Raw genomic sequence first — 20966 nt, 5'->3', positions numbered from 1 at the left:
GGCTATGTCAAATCCAGACCTCAATCTGCTCATTACCCTCGACGCAGTTCTTGCTGAAGGCAGTGTCACGCGTGCAGCCAAACGCCTACGCCTCAGTCCCTCAGCCATGAGCCGGGCACTTGCGCGGCTTAGAGAAACCACTGGAGATCCGCTTTTAGTCAGGGCGGGACGAGAGCTCGTGCCAACTCCCAGGGCGATCGAGCTGCGTGAGCATGTCGCTCAGCTTGTGCGTGATGCACAGGAAGCTTTGCGGCCAGCGGAGCTCCTTGACCTCGAAACACTGGAGCGGACCTTCGCAGTCAGGACCAGTGAGGGGTTTGCTGAGAATTTTGGTCCGGCACTTATCGCACATGTTGCGCAAAAGGCACCTGGAGTAAGACTGTTCTTTATGCAGAAGCCGGACAAAGACAGTAAACCATTACGCGATGGAATCGTGGATCTAGAAACCGGCGTCATAGATCTGGCCTCTGCCCCCGAGCTCAGAGGCCAGGCTTTGTTCAGGGACAATTACATTGGCGTGGTACGCGACACGCATCCACTGAGCCGCGGCACAATCACTTCGGAAAAGTATGCGGCTGGCATGCATATCTCCGTATCACGAGAAGGGTTGGAAAAAGGTCCCTTGGATGACGCGCTGCTGTTGCTCGGGCTGCAACGAAGAGTAGTAACGATAGTCGGTGGCTTTTCGACCGCGTTAGGATTGGCTCGGGGCTCAGACCTCATCGCAACCGTGCCAGAGCGCCATACCGCGAGTTTGCGCGACGGTATGTATAGCTTCCCGCTTCCATTCCATATGCCGGAGTTCACCGTTTCATTGCTTTGGCATCCACGATTCAGTGCAGATCCCGCTCATCGATGGCTGAGAGATCTGATCCTGCACGTTTGCAAGAAAGGTGAATAGGTTCGGTGCTCTGTGAACCTCTACATATTTAGTGATGTTTGCTCAACTTGCCGGTAATCAGTCCGCTTTTGGCCGATTGCTGTCCTCCACGAAGGACAGCTAACGACCAGAAGCGGTCAGTCGTGAACGGCACTTTCGGTTAGCTCGAGTCCAAGTCGCACGAGGCAGCAGCAGGATTACAGAAAAAGTAATCCAGTTAGCACGCGGGGTATGGCGCGACGCGCCAAGATGTACTGATTTCGCATTCCCCGATTGAGCTTTGCGTATCCACGGAGCTGCGGAAGGACAAGGTGTACTATCCTCCGGGTATGAAAAAAAGCACTACTATACCTCTGAAACTTAATTATCATTAGGCGCATCGACAATCCGGAAATTAGGAGAAACAGTATGGGGTCAATCTGGTTCGACCCAGAGGTGCTGGGCGATAGTTTGTCCGAAACCGCTGGATACAAGTCCGGCCTAGCTTTGTCTATCGAAGAAATGTGTGACCATTTGGTGGGCTCTGGTTATTCAGACCTTCTAAGGGCTTCTGAAACACAAGTAGTAAGACTTCGATCTGAAAATTATGACGAATTGTTTTACAAGTTGCTTCATAAAATTGGATATACGAAAGAAGAGTTTAACGGAGATATCACAGGTATTGGTCTTTTTCATAAGTACCGTGGCACTGATCTTGAGCGCATCCATACAGGCGTGCAAGAAATTTTCATTGAAATCTGGCCAAAGCTCATAGAGGCTGCGATTGCAAGTGGTACTAAAACACTTGATCCAACTCTTTTCATTCGCACGGCTCATAAAAAATATGGCATGAAAGGCGCAGAACTGGCTCTAGAGAGAATACAAGTTATAGATGAAGGGATGCGATTGAATCCTAATTCAGGGCTGCGATACACTGAATGGAAAAGCGTCGAAGCCTTGGAGGCTCTTTTTAAGGGCGGCTCGGGAAAGGTTGAAGCTGATAAGTTTATAGATCAACGATTTGTAAATTATCTAATCACAAATCACGACAGACTTTCTGATATGCATTGGAGGAAATTTGAAGAGTTAACTGCTGAATATTTTCATCAGCAGGGCTTTTCTGTAGAGCTTGGCCCAGGCTCAAACGATGATGGAGTCGATGTCCGAGTATGGAAAAGTAACCAGGATGAGGAAAACGACCCACCCCACATGATAATTCAATGCAAGCGACAAAAGGCCAAAGTTGAAAAAGTTATCGTAAAAGGTTTGCATGCCGACATGCAGCACTTTAATGCCGAGTACGGCTTAATTGTTACAACATCGGAGCTAAGCCCTGGAGCAAAAGAAACTATTATTGCTCGCGGGTACGCTATCAATGAAGTAGACAACACAGGTCTCAAGGAGTGGCTTAAGGCTTTAGAAAAACCTGGCTCAGGTATTGTAAGAATCTAAAATATACAACCAGCAACTCAGCCCTGCTGAGCGGAGGTTATGGGTCGAAAGCCGCCAGTGGCCACTGACCGCTATCGACCCAAAGCAGCCGTTCGAATTTGCTTGCGCAACTAGGCGGTTTTCAGCTTGAAGCATACTTAGCTACGACTCATTGAGTTGGCCTTAAGGAATTTGAACCGGATGCTCCTATCCGGGGCAAAGTCTTGAGGCTAATCCACGGGCATTAGAATTCGCGCTTCAACTCCAATCTCTTGGAGGAGGAAAAGCAGTCCTCCGCCTTCGATGAGTTCGATGGGCTTGTCCTTAGCGAACTCAAACGCGTCTGGACCGTACCCGCTTGTTGTAACCAAAATCCCCTTATTGGCACCTTCATTCATCATAGTGCCATAAAGGTCCCTAACGGCTGAAACACCAACTGTATGTTTGTATCGCTTTGCTTGAATAACTACCTTGCCGCCTAATACAGGGCGAGGATCATAAGCAATGCAATCGACTCCTCCGTCGCGCGATGATCTCGTTAATTTTGATTCTAAACCTATTTTTTCGAATAAGTTGGCCACCAATGCTTCAAACTCGTAGGGGTTTAGATCCATGAGATTCGTTGCAGAAGTAAGATGCGAAGCGAGATCCTGCTGATCTACAAAACGCTTATCGACCATATTGAATTCAATGATCGGTCTAACCGGATGCGCTTCACTTGGAGACCGGGAAACATGCGCTCCGAGATTCCGCAGACACACGGCACGATCGACACGGGCAAGATCAATCTCCATGAATGTTTCACGTGTAGTGCGGACAGAAACGAGATGTGGTTGCACTCCGCGGCCCGTTGCGGGATCAATGGTATCCACATAACCATTGAAGCAGCAGACCTCTATGAACTCGCCTTGGTCTGCCTCGAAAAGCTCATGGAGGCACCTCAGTGTGAGACTTGCGATGAGATCCGCATAGAGAGATTTGATCTCAGCTGGCTTGCGCTGCTTAGTGGAGACCTCATCTTTCGATTTTATATAACGATACTCGGCCACTTCCGGAATGATGTCCGAGGTAGGTAGCTCATATTCAATAACTAGCTGTTTCGATTCAGGCAGGAACACCAAAGAAAAATTTTGGGGGAACCCTTCTGGATAATCGGACTTCTCCAGAACCATACTGCAATAGGCAACAATTGACTCGGGATCTCCATCATAGTAGGAATAGCGGAACGCATCTACTTCGGAGTCGCGGAGAGCCTTTTTTTCGAGGAATTCAGACACGCCACGTTCATAGGCCTCTCGCGCGCTTTTGAGAGTTTCAAGACGTTTAATATTCCGAGCTTTATGCTCGTCCTGACTTAGTTGAAAATTTTCTTTAGCGGCTTTCAAGTGCTCAGCATGTCTAGCTTTAAACCTTGGTATGAACGAAAGATACCAAGGTAATGGGGGGACCTTCGAGGTGAAAAATTCCAGTGCTGGTCCTTCAATGACTGTTGTCAAAGACTTGGCTGGTGCAAATTGGGGTGGATTCTCAGTGATGCGAAGCGAGTCGAATGTGATGGTGTCATCAACCATCAGCGTTGATGACAAAATGGCTTGCAATCCGTCTACCCAGGACCGAATGGTCGCGTTTGCGTCACGAACTTCTTGTTCACGAAACGCTATGTAGTTTTGCTTAGCGGCTCGTTCCGACTGGCGATCATATCGCGCCTGGTCACGCTCGCGTATAGCATGTGCCCTAAGCCGCTGGCGTTCAGCACGTTCAGAGGCACGCAGTGCCGCGCGGCGTTCAGACTCGTTCAACCTCCGCTGCTTGGCTGTCTCCCGAGCAATTGCTCGGATCACCTTTTCGAACCCGCTCCGCTTGGCCATATGTCCCCCTTGCTGATGGCGTGATGGTATCAAAAGGAAAGCAGAGGTGGACATGGTCTTAAACGGTTCGCACCGTCGTTTGGGGGTCGGTGGTTAAAGGGCCGCTTTGGGTCGAAAGCAGTCACTCACCCTACCGCTCTCGCCCCTGAAACACTTCGCCCTTGGCCACGTCGATTCAGATCCAGACGTCATTCACCGCCGTTCGCTCCCCTCCTTCATGACCGGTATTCAACACACCGCGCGGTTCGATCATCATCAGTTTCGCTTCCGCCAGCGCCGCTGTCCTGTGCTTGACGCCGCGCGGCACCACATACAGTTCGCCGGCATTCACATGAACGCAGCCATGCGGGAGATCGATGCGCAAGACGCCTTCGAGCACCAGGAACGCCTCATCGGTTTCCGGGTGCGAGTGCCAGATGAACTCACCTTCGATGCGCACCACCTTGAACTGGTAGTCGTTCATTTCCGCGACCACCCGTGGGCTCCATTGTTGTTCGATCAACCCGGCCTTGTGGGCCAGGTTGACAGGTTGTGACAGGCGTTGTTGATGGGCTTCGGACATGACAGATCCTCTCTGGTTGGAACGCTCAGGCTAGCGAACGCAAAGCACGCTGCTCTTGTACGATCCTGCAACTCAGCGGGCAGGCCGCAAGCGCTCCAGCCAACGCAGCGGTGGTACGCCGTAGGTGCGGGTGAAGTACCGGGTCATGTGGCTCTGATCGTGAAAACCGGCAGCGAGAGCGGCGTCGACCAGGGTAAAGCCGTCGAGGATCAGCCTGCGAAAACAGTCTAGCCGGCGTAGCGTGACAAAACGGTAAGGGCTGGTGCCGTAAAGGGCACGGAAATCCCGTGACAAGCTCCACCGCTCACGCCCGCTGGCCTGTTCGAGCATCTCCAGCGTGATGCCCAGGTGCAGGTGCTCCATGATGAACGCCCTGGCGCGCTCGGCCGCGCGGTAGTCCAGGCGTTTGCGACCGCGTGGCTTGCCGCCGACCGCACGCAGCGCCATTGCCAGGTCGTACAGGGCGTCCTGCGCTTCCAGTGTTTCCAGAGGATGATCCAACGCCTGCACGAAGGCCTCGCTGGCGCTGTACAGGCGCGGGTCACAGGACAATCCGCCAGCGATGAAAGGCAACGGCTCGCCGCCCAGCACGTTCTGGATCAACGCCGGGTCGATGTAGGCCATGCGGTAGCGAAAGCCCATTTCGGTGCCCGCCATGCCGTCATGCACTTCGTCAGGGTGCAACACCAGCGTGTTGCCAGGCACACCGTGGCGCAGCGCCCCTTTGTAGTGAAAGCTCTGCACACCGGCCAGGGTACGGCCGATCGAGTAGGTATCGTGACGATGCGGGTCGTAGCCATGGCCGCCGAACCACGCTTCGATGCGCTCCACGCCGCCTGGCATGGCGCTGCGGATGACCCAATCGGAGGGGGCCGACCGCTCTGCTTGTGCTTTCATCAATACTCCTGCGGCGGCGCCGCCATCCAATGGCTGTACGCCATCCTATTTCAGAAAGCGGCAGGCACCCAGGCCATTTTTCTGCCCAATGGTCATCATCGGCGCCGACAAAGCACCAACTCGGGTCAAAAGCTGCCGCCAGGTGCAGAACGCGCCTTTTTGATGCATGCGCGCTGGCAGCCCTGCACACAGCCCGGTCTCGGGCGTGCGCTGCGCAACTGTAACCAGCACAGAAAACCCCTCTGATTCAAAGGGTTGCCGCTTATTCAACAGCTCTCAGGCGCTGTGCCGGGCTTTCGGCACCTTGATTGCAAAGGCTTGTTGCAGGCAAGCCGCACTTGCTAGAACTAACCAGAGGCTCACCACAGACACAGGACCCACCTACCCCCGCAAGGCTGCACCGAAAAATTTGTAGATGACCGCAATGAAGCTGCCGGCAACGGCGGCAAGGAGTGGGTATGTCCCGGGCATTTTTCAATGAAATGTACGAAACGAACGGCAGTTGCCGCCCGCATTACCAGGAGTTCGCCCGCTGGTTGGCCAACACCCCGCAGGAGTTGCTGGAGCAGCGCAGACGCGAAGCCGACCTGCTGTTCCACCGCGCTGGTATCACCTTCACCTTGTACGGTGACGAACAGGACACCGAGCGCCTGATCCCCTTCGACATCATCCCGCGCAGCATTCGCGCCAGCGAATGGCGCATGGTCGAGCGCGGCTGTATCCAGCGCGTGCAGGCCCTGAACCTGTTCCTGGAGGATATCTACCACGACCAGCGCATCCTCAAGGCCGGCATCATCCCGCCCGAGCAAGTGCTGGCTAACGAGGGCTACCAGATCGCCATGCAGGGCCTGGGGCTGCACCGTGGCCTGTATGCCCATATCGCTGGCGTCGACCTGGTCCGCGATGGCGATGGCAGCTACTTCGTGCTGGAAGACAACCTGCGCACCCCCAGCGGGGTCAGCTACATGCTCGAAGACCGCAAGATGATGATGCGGCTGTTCCCCGAGCTGTTCGCCGCCCAGCGTATCGCCCCGATCGACCACTACCCCAACCTGCTGCTGGACACGCTCAAGAGCGCCAGCCCGCTGGACAACCCGACTGCCGTGCTGCTTACCCCCGGGCGCTTCAACAGCGCCTATTTCGAACATGCCTTCCTGGCCCGGGAAATGGGCATCGAGCTGGTCGAGGGCGCCGACCTGTTCATCCGCGACGAACATGTCTACATGCGTACCACCGCCGGCCCACAGCAGGTCGACGTGATCTACCGGCGCCTGGACGACGATTACCTCGACCCACTGTCGTTCAACCCTGACTCGATGCTGGGCGTGCCGGGGCTGATCTCGGTGTACCGCGCCGGCAACGTGGTGCTGGCCAACGCCGTGGGCACCGGGGTCGCCGACGACAAGTCGATCTACCCCTATGTCGACGACATGATCCGCTTCTACCTGAGCGAAGAGCCGATACTGAACAATGTCCCCACCTGGCAATGCCGCAGACCGGCCGACCTGTCGCATGTCCTGGCCCACCTGCCCGAACTGGTGGTCAAGGAAACCCAGGGCTCCGGTGGCTACGGCATGCTGGTCGGGCCGGCATCGACCAGCGCCCAGATCGAAGACTTCCGTGCCCGCATCAAGGCCCGCCCGCACGCTTATATCGCCCAGCCCACGCTGTGCCTGTCCACCTGCCCGACCTTCGTCGACAGCGGCATCGCGCCGCGCCATATCGACCTGCGCCCGTTCGTGCTGTCCGGCAGTGAAACCCGCCTGGTGCCAGGCGGCCTGACCCGCGTGGCGTTGCAGGAAGGCTCGCTGGTGGTCAACTCGTCGCAGGGCGGCGGGACCAAGGACACCTGGGTGGTGGAGGACTGAACCATGCTTTCGAGAACCGCTTCCGACCTGTACTGGATGTCACGCTACCTGGAGCGCGCGGAAAACCTGGCGCGCATGCTCGAGGTCAGTTACTCGCTGTCACTGATGCCCCAGGCCGGGCGCAGTGACGGCCATGCCGAACTGGCCATGTCGCTGCTGGCATCGGGGACGCTGGACGACTACCGCCGCCGCCACGGCGAGCTCGACAGCGAGCGCATGCTGCACTTCTTCGCCCTCGACGCGACCAACCCCAGCAGCATCTATTGCTGCCTGCAGGCGGCCAGGACCAACGCCCACGCGGTACGTGGCCGGATCACCGCCGACATGTGGGAGAACATCAACGCAACCTGGATCGAGATGCGCAACATTGCCGGCAATGGCCTTGGCCGTTATGGCATCAGCCAGTTCTGCGACTGGGTCAAGGAACGCTCGCACCTGTTCCGCGGGGCAACCTCAGGCACCATCATGCGCAACGATGCCTACAGCTTCATCCGCCTGGGCACCTTCCTGGAGCGGGCAGACAACACCCTGCGCCTGCTCGATGCCCGCTACGAAATGTTTGGCGAGGCCTCCGAAGAGGTCAGCGACGACTCGGCCCGCGGCTATTACCAGTGGAGCGCCTTGCTGCGCGCACTGACTTCCTATGAAGCCTTCAACGAGTTGTACCGGGCCGCGCCCAGCGCCCGGCCGGTGTCCGAACTGCTGTTGCTGCGGGTGGACGTGCCCCGCTCGCTGCACGCCTGCATCGAGGAACTGGACCAGATCCTGGCCAGCCTGCCCGGCAGCAACCGCCGCGCCGCCCAGCGCATGGCCGCCGAGCTGAATGCGCGCCTGCGCTACACCGCCATCGACGAAATTCTCGAAGCCGGCTTGCACCCGTGGCTGAGCGACTTCATCGGGCGCATCAACCAATTGGGCCAGGCGGTCCACCACTCCTATCTGGAGGTCGTATGAAACTGTCCATTCGCCACGACACCACCTACAGCTATGCCAGCGACGTGTGCAACAGCATTCAATTCCTGCGCCTGACGCCGCGCAGCAGCGAGCGCCAGCGCATCGACGCCTGGCAACTGGACCTGCCCTGCGAAGTCAAAGGCCAGATCGACCCGTATGGCAACATCCTGCACGTGTTGACCCTCGACAAGCCCCACGGCCACCTGGCCCTGACTGCCAGCGGCCAGGTGGAAATCGACCCGGAACGCGAGCAGGAGGCCGGCGAGCAGTCGCCATTGCCGTTCCTGCGCGGCAGCCACCTGACCCAGGCCGATGACGCGCTCAAGGCCTTCGCCAGCCGCCACTGCGGCGAGCACCGCGACCGCGCGGCGCTGACCGGGCTGATGCAAGGGCTGGCCGAGCACATGCCCTACAGCCCGGGTACGACGTCGGTGGGCACCACCGCCATCGAAGCGTTCAGCGGCGCTGCCGGGGTCTGCCAGGACCACACCCACGCCTTCCTCGCCTGCGCACGCAGCCTGGGGATACCGGCACGCTACGTCTCCGGTTACCTGTGCACCGAGGACGAGCAGCACCTGGCCAGCCATGCCTGGGCCGAAGCCTGGGTCGACGGCGCCTGGTACAGCTTCGACATCACCAACCGCCTGACCCGGCCGGAGCGTCACCTGAAACTGGCCGTGGGCCTGGACTACCTCGACGCCTGCCCGGTCAGGGGCGTGCGCCGTGGCGGCGGCGCCGAATCGCTGCAGGCCAGCGTTCATGTGCATCGCCAGTGACAGGCGCTGCCCCATCATGGAAACCACAAGGGAAACAGCATGACCTACTGTGTCGCCATGCACCTGGCGGACGGGCTCGTCTTCATCAGCGATTCACGTACCAATGCAGGCATCGACCAGATCGCCAGCTTTGCCAAGCTGTTCGTGTTCGGTGTGCCGGGCGAACGCCTGATCGTCCTGCAGACCGCCGGCAACCTGGCAACCTCGCAGTCGGTGGTGAACCTGCTGCGGCAGCGCACCCGCGGGCCCGGCCCCCACTTGCTGAACGTGGCCACGCTGTACGATGCAACGGTGCTGGTAGCCGACACCCTGCGCGAAGTGGTCAGCCGCGATCGCAGCAAGTTGTCGGCCGGGATCGACCTGAGCAGTTCGTTCATCGTCGGTGGCCAGATTGCCGGCGATCAGATGGCCATCTACAACGTCTACGCGCAGGGCAATTTCTTCCAGGCCACGGCGGACACGCCGTTCCTGCAACTGGGCGAAAGCAAGTACGGCCGGCCGATTCTGGACCGCAACCTGGGCTACCACACACCGCTCGATGAAGCCTTGCGCTGCGGCCTGATCTCGTTCGACTCGACTATTCGCAGCAACCTTTCGGTGGGCATGCCGCTGGACCTGCTGGTGTATCACAAGGACAGCCTGGAAGCGCCGGAACGGCAACGGATTACCAGCGACGATGCCTATTACCAGCAGATCCGCAGGCAGTGGAGCGACGGCTTGAAACGGCTGTTGGCCGAACTGCCAGCGCCACCCTATGGCTGAATGGGCTGGCGTTGTCTACCGGGGGGCTGCCTGGCAGCCCTTCGCGGGCATGCCCGTTCAGGACCTATGCCAGAGGGATGGTCAGGCGATCGATCATCGTCCGGGTTTCCGGGCGTACCCCGCGCCACCAGGCAAAAGCCTCCGCCGCCTGCTCCACCAGCATGCCGACACCGTCGGCCAGGCGCGCCACACCTTGCACCTGGGCCATGCGCAGGAACGGCGTCAGGCCTTTGCCGTATGCCAGTTCGTACGCCAGCCGTGTCTGGCCGAGCACATCGTCCGGTAGCGGTGGCAGTTCACCAGTGAGGCTCGCGGAAGTGGCGTTGACCACGATGTCGAACGCTTGCCCCTGCAGCTCCTCATAGCGGCTTATGCGCAGGCGCGGGTGGTCCAGTTCGTTGCGCAAGGTCAGTGCCTTGGCCATGTCGCGGTTGGCCAGCACCAGCTCGCGCGGCCCGGCCTGCAGGAACGGCAGCAACGCCCCGCGCACCGCGCCACCGGCGCCGAGCAGCAGCACCCGGCGATTGGCCAACGGCTCCCCCAGGTTTTCTTCGATATCGCGCAGCAAGCCAATGCCATCGAAGTTTTCGGCGAAGATCCGGCCATCCTCGAACTTCAACGCATTGGCCGCCCGCGCCAGCTGTGCGCGTTCGCTGCGCTGGTCGGCCAGCTCGAACGCGCGCAGCTTGAACGGCGCGGTGATGTTCATGCCCAGGCCGCCCTTACTGCAAAACTGCAGCACCTGAGCCTCGAAACCTGCGAGTTCGCCCTCGATGGCGTCGTATACCAGGGATTGGCTGGTAGCCTGGGCGAACAGGCCGTGGATCAAGGGGGACTTGGTGTGGTTGATCGGCCGGCCGATCACTGCATAGCGGTCGTTCATGGTGCATCTCCGTGGGTGAACAGCACACCGTCTGCCTGCATGGCGGTGATTTCTTCAGGGCTGAAACCAAGCCCGGCGGCCACTTCGGCATTGTGCTGGCCCAGGTCCGGGGCCACCTGGCGGATCGTGGTATCGCAGTCGGAAAAGCGGAATGGCAGGTTCGGCAAGCGCAAGGTACCGTAGCGCGGGTGTTGCTGCTCGAGCAGCATGCCACGCGCCTGGATCTGCGGGTCGGCCACCACTTCGTCGATGCGCTGCACCTTGGCGCTGGGGATGTCGACCGCATCGAGCAGCTGCAGGATATCCGCGACCCGACGTGCGCCGACCCAGTCACGAACTACGGCAAGGATCGCCTGGCGGTGGCTGTTGCGACCGTTCAGGCTGTGGTAACGGCTATCGCTACCGAACCCGGGCGGGCCACCGTTGGCTTCGAGCATCGCGGCAAAACGCTTCCAGGCATCGTCGACCTGGGCGGCGATCACCAGGTCGCCATCGGCGGCGCGGAATACACCGTACAAGGTGGAGGTCGGCATGTCATGGCCAGTCTGTTCGGGCAGCACGCTGCCGTCGGACAACGTGTAGCACTGCACCGCGTATTCATGCATCGACACCAGCGTGTCGTACAGGGCCATGTCGATATGCTGGCCGCGGCCACTGTTGGCCCGGCCCAGCAGCGCCGCATTGATCGCCGCCACGGCATGGATGCCGGTGTACATGTCGCCCAGGGAAATGCGCAGCAACGGCGGCGCTTCGCCCGGCACGCCGACCATCTGCATGATCCCGCTCTTGGCCTCGGCGATCAGGCCGAAGCCGGCGCGGTGGGCATCCGGCCCGGTGTGGCCGTAGGCGGAGATCGAGCAGTACACCAGGCGCGGGTTGCGCGCTGCCAGCTCGGCATAGCCCAGGCCCAGTTTGTCCAGGGCGCCGGGGCGGTAGTTTTCGATGAACACGTCGGCCGAGTCGGTCAGGCGCTGCATGAACGCCTTGCCGCGTGGGTCCTTCATGTTCACGCTGACGCCCTGCTTGCCCATGTTCAGCTGCAGGAAGTAACCGCTCTGCTGATCATCCAGGATGAACGCGTGCTGGCGGCCAGCATCGCCGCTGCCGGGCCGTTCGACCTTGATCACCTCGGCCCCCAGCGCGGCCAGGCAGCGGCCCACGTAGGGCCCGGCGAGGAAGTGGCTGTAGTCGATGACGCGGATACCCGCCAATGGCAGTGCCTGGCTCATGCCTGCGCCCTCCGCGGCACCATCAGCCGGTGCTCGCCACGCTGCACGACCTCGCCGTGCTGGTTGATCAGCTCCGATGGCAAGACCACGATGCCCCAGCCCGGGCGGCTGTTGCTCGGGCGCATCGCCCCCACGCGCATGCGCACGTGCAGCACATCGTCGACCTTGATCGGCAGTACAAAGTCCCAGCTCCAGCCCAGCGACATGCCCGGTACGAAGCGGTACGCGCACTGGGTCTTCAGGCCGTCGGCGATCGACAAGCCGAACAGGCCATGGGCAACCAGGCAGCCGAAGTGGCTTGCGTTGGCATACGCCTCGTCGACATGCACCGGGGTGTGGTCACCGGTGAGGTCGGCGTAGGCCAGGATGCGTTCGCGGGTCACGGTGTAGCTGGGGCTGATGCATTCATCGCCTTCGCGGGCATCGTCCCAGTATTTTTCCACCACGCTCATGCCTGCACCTCCGCACGCGGGTCGATGGCCAGGGCCTGGGCGACGCACTGCGCCGGCCTTGCCTGGATGAATTCGACGGCCAGGCCGTCGGGCAGGCGCAGCCAGTTGCGGCCCTGGGGCATTTCACTGACACCGAAACGTTGGGCGGCCGCTAACACAGCCTCGAGGTCCTCGCACATGATGCCCAGGTGCGCCAGGCGCCCTTCCGGGCCGGCAAAATCCGGCTGGTGGATGAACTGCAGGCCACCGAGGGTCCAATACTGCGCAGGCTGCTCGACGTCGCCCTGGACCTCGCGCATGGTCATGCCGCCCACCTCGCTGAAAAAGCGGATGTGCCAGTGGATGTCGCGCACCCAGAACGCAACGTGTTCGAGGTAGGCTTTCGGCTGGCTCATGAATGACTCCCCTTGTGCTGATCGGCCATGGCGCGCTCGATACCCTTGATACAAGCCACCAGGGTCGCGTTGACCGGCGTAGCCACGCCGTGGCGCTGGCCCCAGCGCACGACGGAGCCGTTGATGAAATCGATTTCGCTGACCGAGCCCTTTTCCAGGCTCTGCAGCATCGAAGTGCGGAAGCTCGCCGGCAGGCCTTCGGCGGCCAGCCGCCACGCGGCGTCCGGGTCGGCAAGGCTCAGGCGGATACCGGCGCGTTCGGCGACGGCGATGGCTTCGGCCACCGCGGCCTTGGCGGTGCTTTCCAGCAGCGGCTCGCTGTACAACTGGCCATAGCTGAGCCGGGTAATGCCGCTGAGCGCGCCAGTGGCGACGTTGACCAGCAGCTTGTCCCACATGGTGCCGAGAATGTTGTCGCTGACCGTGGTGGCGAGCCCGGCGCCGTTGAATACTTCGGCGATGGCCTGCACCCGTGGGGTGCGCCTGCCATCAAGCTCACCGATGAACGTCTGCTTGCCGGCCACTCCGGCACGGATCGAGCCCGGCCCCAGCAGCACGCCGCCGACGTAGGTCTTGCCTGCCAATACCCGCTGCGGGCCTACGGCCTCGGCCAGCAGGTCTTCGTGGCCGAGACCGTTCTGCAGCGACAGCACCAGCGTCTGCGGCCCGATCAGCGCGGCTGCCCCTGCGATCGCCTCGCGGGTGTGGAACGACTTGACCAGCACCACCACCAGGTCGGCCACACCGACATCTTCGGCGGCGCAGGCCGCATTCACCTGTACCTGGCGCACGCCGCGCTCGTCCTGCACCTGCAGCCCGTGCCGCTGCATGGCCTCGACATGTGCGCGGCCACGGTTCAACAACCAGGTTTCATGCCCCGCCTCGCTCAAGGCTGCACCGATGGCGCAACCCAGCGCGCCGGCGCCCAGAATGCAGATTTTCACGTCGCAGACCTCCTGTGGTTTGCGACTACCTTATGCAGCGGGGCTTATTTGCGCTATACAATGCAACCAATACATATATTGAGTTTTACAATAATGGGCATACTCGACACCCTGCCCGATCCCAAGCTGCTGCAGCTGTTCGATGTGCTGTACCAGTGCCGCAGCGTGACCCGCACGGCAGAACAACTGGGCCAGAGTCAACCGACCGTGAGTATCTGGCTGGGCCGCTTGCGCGAAGAACTGAACGACCCGCTGTTCGTGCGCACCCCAGGCGGCATGGCCCCTACCCCGCGGGCGGACCAGTTGATCGGGCCCTGCCGCGAAGTACTGGAATCGCTGCGGCGCCTGACCACCTGGGCACCGCAATTCGATCCGGCCACGGCGCAGCGGCGCTTTCGCCTGTGCGTCAGCGATGCCAGCCACATCACCTTGCTGCCCAGCATCCTCAACCACCTGCGCAGCCATGCGCCAGGCATTCGCCTGGAGGCGGCACGCATCGATGGCAATACCGAAAGCGCCCTGGAATCGGGCGAAGCGGACCTGGCCATCGGCTTCGTACCGTGGCTCGGCGCGGGCATGTACCAGCAAGTGTTGTTCGAACAGGACTGGGTCTGCCTGAGCAACCCGCACCACCCGCGCCTGGGCCAAGGCATAGGCGTGGCGCAGTATCAGGCCGAAGGGCATGTGCAGGTCAGTGCCGGGACCGGGCAGAAGTTGCTCGAGGCCGGCCTGGCGCGGGCCGGCATCGAACGCAGGATCATGCTGGAGCTGCCGGGGTTTCTCGGCCTGGGCATGATTGTCGGGTCGACCGACCTGGTGGCCACGCTGCCACGGCACATCGGCCAGACCCTGGCCGCCATGCATGGTTTGCAGGTGCACGATTGCCCGTTTGCGGTAGAAGGTTTCACCGTCAAGCAGCATTGGCACGCACGGTACCAGCAGGACAGTGGCAATCGCTGGATGCGGGAGGTGATCCGGGCGTTGTTCCAGAGCGCAGGCAGTCAGCAGCGCTGACCCTGCATCCGTCCGTGGAGGCAGGGCATGATGGCTCAGGCAGCAGGCTTGAGCACCACCTTGGTCCAGCCATCATCCCGCGCATCGAAATGCTTGTAGGCATCGGGGCCTTCGGCAAGCGTCAGGCGATGGGAGATGATCTGCGAAGGCTTGGCACGCCCATGATGGATGAGCGCTGCAAGGCGCCGGTTATAGGCCTTGACGTTCGCCTGGCCGGTGCGGATATGTTGGCCCTTGAACCAGAACGCGCCGAAATCGAAGGCCATCTTACCCTCTTTTGCCAGGTCGTTCTTCGCCCCCGGGTCTTCTGGCACGAACACCCCCACTACGCCTATGCCACCGGTAGCCTTGGTCGAGGCAACCAGGTTGTTCATGGTCAGGTAGTTCACTTCATGGCCATGCCTGTTGCAGCACTGATAGCCCACGCATTCGCAGCCCCGGTCGGTGCCTTTGCCGTGGGTCAGGTTCATGATTTCTTCCACGGCCTTGTGCTCGACGGCGTTGATCGGCGTTGCCCCAAGCCGCGCGGCAAGCTGCAGCCGATCTGGCTGGTTGTCTACCACGAACACCTGCGAGGCGCCCTTGATGATTGCCGAGTAGGCCGCCATCAGCCCCACTGGGCCGGCGCCATAGATCGCGATACTTTCGCCCGGCTGCAGCCCGGCCAGCTCCGTTGCATGCCAGCCAGTGGGGAAGATATCCGCGAGCATGACGTAGTCGTCTTCGCGCTCCTGGGCGTCCTCCGGCAGCACCAGGCAGTTAAAATCAGCGTAAGGCACACGCAACAACTCTGCCTGGCCACCTTGATAGGGGCCCATGTCGGCAAAGCCATAGGCAGCACCGGCAGCCCCCGGGTTGGCCGTGAGGCAGAATCCGGTCAGGCCTTTTTCGCAGTTCTCGCAGAACCCGCAGCCGATATTGAAGGGCAGGCAGACACGGTCACCGACCTTGACCCGGTCGACCCCGGCGCCCACCTCGATCACTTCGCCAAGGTTCTCATGGCCGAACACACGCCCGGCTTCGAACGAGGTACGGCCCTCATACATGTGCAGGTCGGAGCCGCAGATATTGCTGGTGGTGATGCGTACCAGCACGTCAGTGGGTTTTTCGATTCTTGCGTCCGGTACATCCTTGACGGCGACGTCACGCGGGCCGTTATAGACGATAGCTTTCATACTGAACTCCCGAATGTCAGGGGCACGAAAGGCGCCCTACCTTGTTGGGGTAATGGCTTTGCCCTCGGTGTTCAGCCTGTGTGTGACCGGCCGGATCAGTGGCGCTAATCACCAGCGCGCCAGCGGTGATTCTCAGCCCGTGAACAGATACTTGCCGTTGACTCTCCTGGGCCCGACGAAGGCGAAATCCGGGAAGATCTTGACCCGGACGTACCAGACAAAAGCCAGCAGAACGATATTGATGGCCATCACGACAGTGGTGGTTGCCGGGTCGGAGCGTGGCCGAAAAGGGCTCCTGGACAGGTGATGCTAAGGGATTGGATCCATGCGTATTCTGTCGGGTTAGCGGAACTCGAAACCGAACCCAATGTCGTATTGGCTACCAAGCACCCCTGCGCCTTCTGGAGGCGAACAAACATGAGAAAAACCCTGGTAGCCCTCTTTACTTGTGCCTTTGCGTTCGGCGCAACTGCCTTGTTGCCAGCCGATGTTTCACCGATTGCCTCGGCGTATGCCAAAGGCGGCGGCGGTGGCGGTGGCCACGGTGGTGGCGGCGGCCATGGCGGCGGTGCCGGCCACGGCGGCGGGCTGGGCGGTGGTCAGGGCGCTGGCAAAGGTAGCCACACGGGCAATGGCATGGGCCTCAGCGATGATCACGCCGGCAAGGCCACGCGCGACCATGGCTTGAGCGGCAACCACTACGGCAGCTCGCGCAACAGCGACAACGGCCACGGCACTACCACCTCCGGTGTTGCCCAATCCAAGGACACCCGCGGCCTGGCGAAATCGACGGCGATCTCCGCCACTACCCCGGGTGACCACAACACCAAAGGGCTGAGCGGCGCGACCCGAAACTCTTCGAAGAACGATCGCTGATCCATAGCAGCGACTTCGTCGGGCACGGCTGAAAGCCTGCACGCTTCCGCAGCAACCAGCTGCTGAAGCGTGCAGATGAATCTCAAGCCCTGAGCCGCCCGACCAACGCCATTCTCTCCTCCCCCCGACAACATTTCGCTCGCTGCACGGCTCGCACAACCGCCAGGGCCGGGTCGAGACCACCACTGATGCCCAATACACTTGCTCTGTCGGCCTTGCTGTTATTGTTAAGCGCCATCACGGCACCCGCTGCACTGGCCGGCGAGCGCTCCGCACCGGCACGTAGCAACAATGCCTCGACCGTGCTGATCGAGACGGCTTCGCAGCAGTATGCCGAAGGCCAGCTGGACCAGGCGGCTGCCACCCTGGAACGCGCGCTGCACATTCAACCGAACAACCCGGCAACCTTGCACTACCTCGGCGTTCTGCGCCTTCAGCAAGGGCAATACGAACAGGCCGAAACCCTGGCGCTGCGCTCCAACCTGCGTGTCGGCGCCAACCATGCGTTACGCAATCGCAACCTGCAACTGATAGAGGCCGCGCACAACGCCCGGCGCTCAGGCATGCTGCCGACCGCTGCGCATTGACGGCGGCCTAGACACTACGCGTCAGGCCACCATCGACCCTGATGTTCTGCCCGGTGATATAGGCGGCCCCTTCGCTGGCCAGGAAGGCGATGGTCGCGGCAATTTCCTCGCTGGAGCCATAGCGCTTGAGCGGTACGCTGTCGCGGCGCTGCTCGGTGGCTGGCAAGCTGTCGATCCAGCCAGGCAGGACATTGTTGATGCGCACGTTGTCGGCGGCGTAGGTGTCGGCGAAGATCTTGCTGAACGCAGCCAGCCCCGAACGAAACACCGCCGAGGTGGGGAACATCTCGTTGGGTTCGAACGCCCAGGCGGTGGAGATGTTGATGATGGTCCCGCCCTTCTGCCGCTGCATGACCGGCGTCACCAGGCGGGTCGGGCGAATGACATTGAGCAAGTAGGTATCCATGCCCTTGTGCCAGTCCTCGTCGCTGATCTCCAGGATCGGCGCGCGTGGCCCGTGGCCGGCGCTGTTCACCAGCACATCGACGCGCCCCCACTGCCCGACCACGGCATCGACCAGGCGCTGCAGGTCGGCAACCGACTGGTTGCTGCCGGTAATACCAATACCGCCCAGTTCCCTGGCCAGCGCTTCGCCCTTGCCCGAGGACGACAGGATGCCGACCTTGAAACCGTCGGCGGCCAGGCGGCGTGCCGCTGCGGCACCCATGCCGCTGCCACCGGCGGTGATGATGGCTACTTTTGCTACAGACATGTTGCCTCCCTTGTTAACCCAGCATTGTGTTTGCAAGTGCGTTCACACTAGCAGCCACGCTGGCAGGGAGGGAGGCAGCCCGGCTTCGCCTAGACGATAGATTTTCTATCGTGCGCCTGCGCCTGTAGCCACGCCCTGACGGTCTGCAGGGTTGCAGACGGCTGCCTTTTGCGTGGCCATACCAGATAGAACGCCTTGTCCAGCTGCAATCGCTGCGGGAACACTTGCACCAGGCGGCCGGCGGCAATGTCGTCGCTGACAAAGGCCTGGCTGGCCAGGGTAATGCCCTGCCCGCCAATCGCGGCTTCGATGGCCAGCGAAGTCTGGTTGAAGCGCACGTTGCGGGCGCTAGCGGGCGGATGGTCGGGGAACACTGCGGCGTGGAACTGCGGCCAGAAGTTGTGCGCATCGTGCAACGCCACATAACGCTGCAAGGCGGCGAAATCGCCGGGTCGCCCCATTTCGGCCAGCAACCCGGGGCTGGCCACCGCGACCACTGTGGGGGCCATCAGCAATTCAGCGTTCAGCCCCGGCGCAAATGGCGGCTGGCCATAACGCACGGCCAGGTCTACACCGTCGGTATGAAAGTGGGATAGCCGGTCGGTCGCCAGTACCCGCAGGTCAATCTCGGGGTGGCGCTCGGTAAAGTGCCCGAGCCTGGGGATCAGCCATTTCGAGGCAAAGGTTGGCGTCACGCTGACGGTGAGGTGGGACGGCACCGGGCGCAACAAGCGCGTGGCTTCCTCGATCATTGCCAGGGCGCTGCGCACGCTGGTGCTGTAGGCATGCCCGGCGTCGGTCAGGCCAAGGCCGCGCGGCAGGCGCTCGAACAGGCGCACCTGCAGGCTGGCCTCCAGCCCGCGCACTTGCTGGGCGACAGCCGCCTGGGTCACGCCAAGCTCTTCGGCCGCCAGGCGGAAGTTCAAGTGACGCGCCACCACTTCGAACACGCGTAGCGCATTGAGCGAAGGCAATCCGGGGTAACCTGCAGGCATGGCGATGGTTTTTCTATTGGCTGAACATGGCGCGAGGCTAACCCTGTCGGCCAAGGAAGTCGATGCGCCCGTACAGCGCCGGTTCCGATTGCGGCAACGGCGTCCTGCTGGGCAAACTGGAGAACCGCACGTGCAGACAAGGATGATGCCATGCAGATACGCCCACTGACCCACGATGATCTGCCCCACGCCAGTGCCCTGTGCATGGATGCTTTCACCCAGGCCGTCGCGCCCACGCTGCCAGCGCAGGGTGTGGCAACGTTTGCCAGGGTGGCAGCGGCCGACGCGTTTGCCGAACGCATGCAAGGCGACAACCTGATACTGGTCGGGGTGCTGGATGGCGCCATGGTGGGCCTGGTCGAACTCAAGCAAGGCTGCCATATCGCCATGCTGTTCATCGCCCCCCGCTGGCAACGCCAGGGCATCGGCGCGCGCCTGATGAACGCAGCGCTGGAACACGCCAGGGTGGAGGTCGTGACCGTCAGGGCATCACTGCCTTCGGTACCTGCCTACCAACACTACGGTTTCACCCTGGCAGGCGAGGTGAATGCGTTTGCCGGGATGGTCTATCAACCCATGGAGAAGCGCTTGCCCGGCTGGCGTGAGCGATGAAGCGCGGCCCCAGGTCGTATGCCGAACGCCCTGCGCACATCCCTACAAGGCACAACCCCCGGCACCATGCTTCACTACAGCGCCAACCCCCCTGTTCCGGAACTTAAGCCCCATGAACCGCAACGACCTGCGCCGCGTCGACATGAACCTGCTGGTGTTGTTCGAAGCCCTGATGATCGAACGCAACCTGACCCGCGTCGGCGAAAAGCTGTTCATCACCCAGCCCACCGTCAGTGCCGCGCTCGCGCGCCTGCGCGAGCTGTTCGACGACCCGCTGCTGATCCGCAACGGCCGGGCCATGGAGCCCACGCCGAGGGCCATGCAGATCTTCGCCGAGCTGGGGCCGGCCATGGATGTGATCTCCGCCGCAATCAGCCGCGCCCGCGAGTTCGACCCGGCCAGCAGTTGCAACGTGTTCCGCCTGGGGTTGTCGGACGATGCCGAGTTCGGGCTGTTCCCGGCCCTGCTGCAAGCCCTGCGCGAAGAGGCGCCGAACATCAGCGTGGTGGTGCGGCGGGCCAACTTCCTGCTGATGCCGGGGCTGCTGTCCAGCGGCGAGATCTCGGTCGGGGTGAGCTACACCACTGACCTGCCGGCCACCGCCAAACGCCGCAAGCTGCGCGACATCGGCGTACGGGTATTGCGTGCCGACGACCGTCCGGGCCCGCTGAGCCTCGACGAATATTGCGCCCGCCCGCATGTAATGGTGTCGTTCTCCGGCGACATGAGTGGCAACATCGACCTCGACCTGGCGCGCATCGGCCGCTGCCGCAAGGTGGTGCTGGCGGTGCCGCAGTTCGGCAGCCTGCGCGCCCTGCTGCGCAACACCGAGCTGATCGCCACGGTGCCGGACTATGCCGCCTGCGCCTTGGCCGACGATGGCAGCCTGCGCGCCGACCCGGCGCCGTTCGACATCACCGAGGCCGAGCTGTCGATGGTCTGGAGCGGTGCCCAGGACAACGACCCGGCCGAGCGCTGGTTGCGCGAGCGCATCCTGCAGTTCATGGCGGCGCGGTAAACCATCGACCTCATCGATAGCCACCATGAATGCCATCGAGTTCCGCTGCGCCTGGCTCGGGCGGAAGATAGCGACATTCACCGATGGATGAGACCGC

General features: G+C 61.4%; 22 protein-coding genes. 11 read left to right on the top strand and 11 right to left on the bottom strand.

Going from position 1 to position 20966, the window contains the following annotated elements; genetic code table 11:
• Nucleotides 1–4 precede the first annotated feature (4 nt).
• Together JKP78_RS24760 and JKP78_RS24755 are read left to right on the top strand one after the other, a co-directional pair.
• Entirely contained in the window at nt 5–901 is an 897-nt protein-coding gene (locus JKP78_RS24760) for a LysR family transcriptional regulator (RefSeq protein ID WP_186690695.1), read from the top strand.
• A gap of 387 nt (nt 902–1288) precedes the next feature.
• Entirely contained in the window at nt 1289–2311 is a 1023-nt protein-coding gene (locus tag JKP78_RS24755; protein WP_200628010.1) for a restriction endonuclease, read from the top strand.
• Between the two features lie 209 nt (nt 2312–2520).
• Here the strand turns inward: JKP78_RS24755 and JKP78_RS24750 are convergent, their stop codons facing one another.
• The 3 genes from JKP78_RS24750 to JKP78_RS24740 form a co-directional block, all read right to left on the bottom strand.
• Nucleotides 2521–4158: a restriction endonuclease gene (locus JKP78_RS24750; RefSeq protein WP_200628009.1), complete on the bottom strand. Its 1638-nt coding sequence runs from the start codon at nt 4156–4158 to the stop codon at nt 2521–2523.
• 175 nt (nt 4159–4333) lie between these two features.
• Nucleotides 4334–4720: a cupin domain-containing protein gene (locus JKP78_RS24745; RefSeq protein WP_200628008.1), complete on the bottom strand. Its 387-nt coding sequence runs from the start codon at nt 4718–4720 to the stop codon at nt 4334–4336.
• A gap of 72 nt (nt 4721–4792) precedes the next feature.
• Nucleotides 4793–5617 (bottom strand): AraC family transcriptional regulator, encoded by an 825-nt coding sequence (locus JKP78_RS24740; RefSeq protein ID WP_200628007.1) that lies wholly within the window; start codon nt 5615–5617, stop codon nt 4793–4795.
• A gap of 458 nt (nt 5618–6075) precedes the next feature.
• Here JKP78_RS24740 and JKP78_RS24735 point away from each other — a divergent pair, with 458 nt between their 5' ends.
• The 4 genes from JKP78_RS24735 to JKP78_RS24720 are packed head-to-tail and all read left to right on the top strand — an operon-like array spanning nt 6076 to nt 9977.
• On the top strand, nt 6076–7485 hold the full coding sequence (locus tag JKP78_RS24735; RefSeq protein ID WP_200628006.1) for a circularly permuted type 2 ATP-grasp protein: 1410 nt from the start codon (nt 6076–6078) through the stop codon (nt 7483–7485).
• A 3-nt stretch (nt 7486–7488) separates the two neighbouring features.
• The gene (locus JKP78_RS24730; protein WP_170029496.1) at nt 7489–8439 is read left to right on the top strand and encodes an alpha-E domain-containing protein; all 951 of its coding nucleotides are present in this window, start codon (nt 7489–7491) and stop codon (nt 8437–8439) included.
• A complete protein-coding gene (locus JKP78_RS24725; RefSeq protein ID WP_186690000.1) occupies nt 8436–9215 on the top strand; it encodes a transglutaminase family protein in 780 nt (259 codons plus the stop codon). Before JKP78_RS24730 ends, JKP78_RS24725 begins: the two co-directional genes overlap by 4 nt.
• A gap of 39 nt (nt 9216–9254) precedes the next feature.
• Nucleotides 9255–9977, top strand: coding sequence for a proteasome-type protease (locus JKP78_RS24720; RefSeq protein WP_186689998.1), 723 nt, complete (start codon nt 9255–9257; stop codon nt 9975–9977).
• 64 nt (nt 9978–10041) lie between these two features.
• Here JKP78_RS24720 and aroE read toward each other — a convergent pair whose 3' ends face one another.
• From aroE to JKP78_RS24695, 5 genes are read right to left on the bottom strand one after another with little or no spacing between them, the layout of a single operon-like run.
• The gene (gene aroE / locus JKP78_RS24715) at nt 10042–10860 is read right to left on the bottom strand and encodes a shikimate dehydrogenase (protein ID WP_200628005.1); all 819 of its coding nucleotides are present in this window, start codon (nt 10858–10860) and stop codon (nt 10042–10044) included.
• Nucleotides 10857–12089, bottom strand: a complete 1233-nt coding sequence (locus JKP78_RS24710; protein ID WP_186689994.1) for a CaiB/BaiF CoA transferase family protein — start codon at nt 12087–12089, stop codon at nt 10857–10859. Before JKP78_RS24710 ends, aroE begins: the two co-directional genes overlap by 4 nt.
• The gene (locus JKP78_RS24705) at nt 12086–12541 is read right to left on the bottom strand and encodes a MaoC family dehydratase (RefSeq protein ID WP_186689992.1); all 456 of its coding nucleotides are present in this window, start codon (nt 12539–12541) and stop codon (nt 12086–12088) included. The genes JKP78_RS24710 and JKP78_RS24705 overlap by 4 nt, the downstream gene beginning before the upstream one ends.
• Nucleotides 12538–12936: a VOC family protein gene (locus JKP78_RS24700; RefSeq protein ID WP_200628004.1), complete on the bottom strand. Its 399-nt coding sequence runs from the start codon at nt 12934–12936 to the stop codon at nt 12538–12540. The genes JKP78_RS24705 and JKP78_RS24700 overlap by 4 nt, the downstream gene beginning before the upstream one ends.
• Nucleotides 12933–13880: a ketopantoate reductase family protein gene (locus JKP78_RS24695; RefSeq protein ID WP_200628002.1), complete on the bottom strand. Its 948-nt coding sequence runs from the start codon at nt 13878–13880 to the stop codon at nt 12933–12935. The genes JKP78_RS24700 and JKP78_RS24695 overlap by 4 nt, the downstream gene beginning before the upstream one ends.
• A 93-nt stretch (nt 13881–13973) precedes the next feature.
• On the opposite strand from JKP78_RS24695, the gene JKP78_RS24690 reads away from it, so the two are divergent.
• A complete protein-coding gene (locus JKP78_RS24690; protein ID WP_200627999.1) occupies nt 13974–14894 on the top strand; it encodes a LysR family transcriptional regulator in 921 nt (306 codons plus the stop codon).
• 35 nt (nt 14895–14929) lie between these two features.
• Here JKP78_RS24690 and JKP78_RS24685 read toward each other — a convergent pair whose 3' ends face one another.
• Nucleotides 14930–16069 (bottom strand): glutathione-independent formaldehyde dehydrogenase, encoded by a 1140-nt coding sequence (locus JKP78_RS24685; RefSeq protein ID WP_186677063.1) that lies wholly within the window; start codon nt 16067–16069, stop codon nt 14930–14932.
• 417 nt (nt 16070–16486) lie between these two features.
• On the opposite strand from JKP78_RS24685, the gene JKP78_RS24680 reads away from it, so the two are divergent.
• Together JKP78_RS24680 and JKP78_RS24675 are read left to right on the top strand one after the other, a co-directional pair.
• Complete coding sequence (locus tag JKP78_RS24680; protein WP_186689984.1) at nt 16487–16945, top strand: hypothetical protein; 459 nt, start codon at nt 16487–16489, stop codon at nt 16943–16945.
• A 188-nt stretch (nt 16946–17133) separates the two neighbouring features.
• Entirely contained in the window at nt 17134–17532 is a 399-nt protein-coding gene (locus tag JKP78_RS24675) for a tetratricopeptide repeat protein (protein WP_186689982.1), read from the top strand.
• A 7-nt stretch (nt 17533–17539) separates the two neighbouring features.
• On the opposite strand, the gene JKP78_RS24670 is transcribed toward JKP78_RS24675, so the two are convergent.
• Nucleotides 17540–18244 (bottom strand): SDR family oxidoreductase, encoded by a 705-nt coding sequence (locus JKP78_RS24670; RefSeq protein WP_200627997.1) that lies wholly within the window; start codon nt 18242–18244, stop codon nt 17540–17542.
• Between the two features lie 89 nt (nt 18245–18333).
• The gene (locus JKP78_RS24665; protein ID WP_200627996.1) at nt 18334–19239 is read right to left on the bottom strand and encodes a LysR substrate-binding domain-containing protein; all 906 of its coding nucleotides are present in this window, start codon (nt 19237–19239) and stop codon (nt 18334–18336) included.
• Nucleotides 19240–19389: 150 nt separating this feature from the next.
• On the opposite strand from JKP78_RS24665, the gene JKP78_RS24660 reads away from it, so the two are divergent.
• Nucleotides 19390–19851 carry a GNAT family N-acetyltransferase gene (locus JKP78_RS24660; RefSeq protein WP_200627994.1) on the top strand — a complete coding sequence of 154 codons (462 nt, stop codon included), beginning with the start codon at nt 19390–19392 and terminating at the stop codon, nt 19849–19851.
• A gap of 112 nt (nt 19852–19963) precedes the next feature.
• On the top strand, nt 19964–20869 hold the full coding sequence (locus JKP78_RS24655) for a LysR family transcriptional regulator (RefSeq protein ID WP_186689974.1): 906 nt from the start codon (nt 19964–19966) through the stop codon (nt 20867–20869).
• Nucleotides 20870–20966: the final 97 nt, after the last annotated feature.

The organism is Pseudomonas sp. LAM2023 (genome assembly GCF_016620375.1).
Lineage (GTDB): Bacteria > Pseudomonadota > Gammaproteobacteria > Pseudomonadales > Pseudomonadaceae > Aquipseudomonas > Aquipseudomonas anuradhapurensis.
This window is presented reverse-complemented; position numbering and strand designations above follow the sequence as displayed.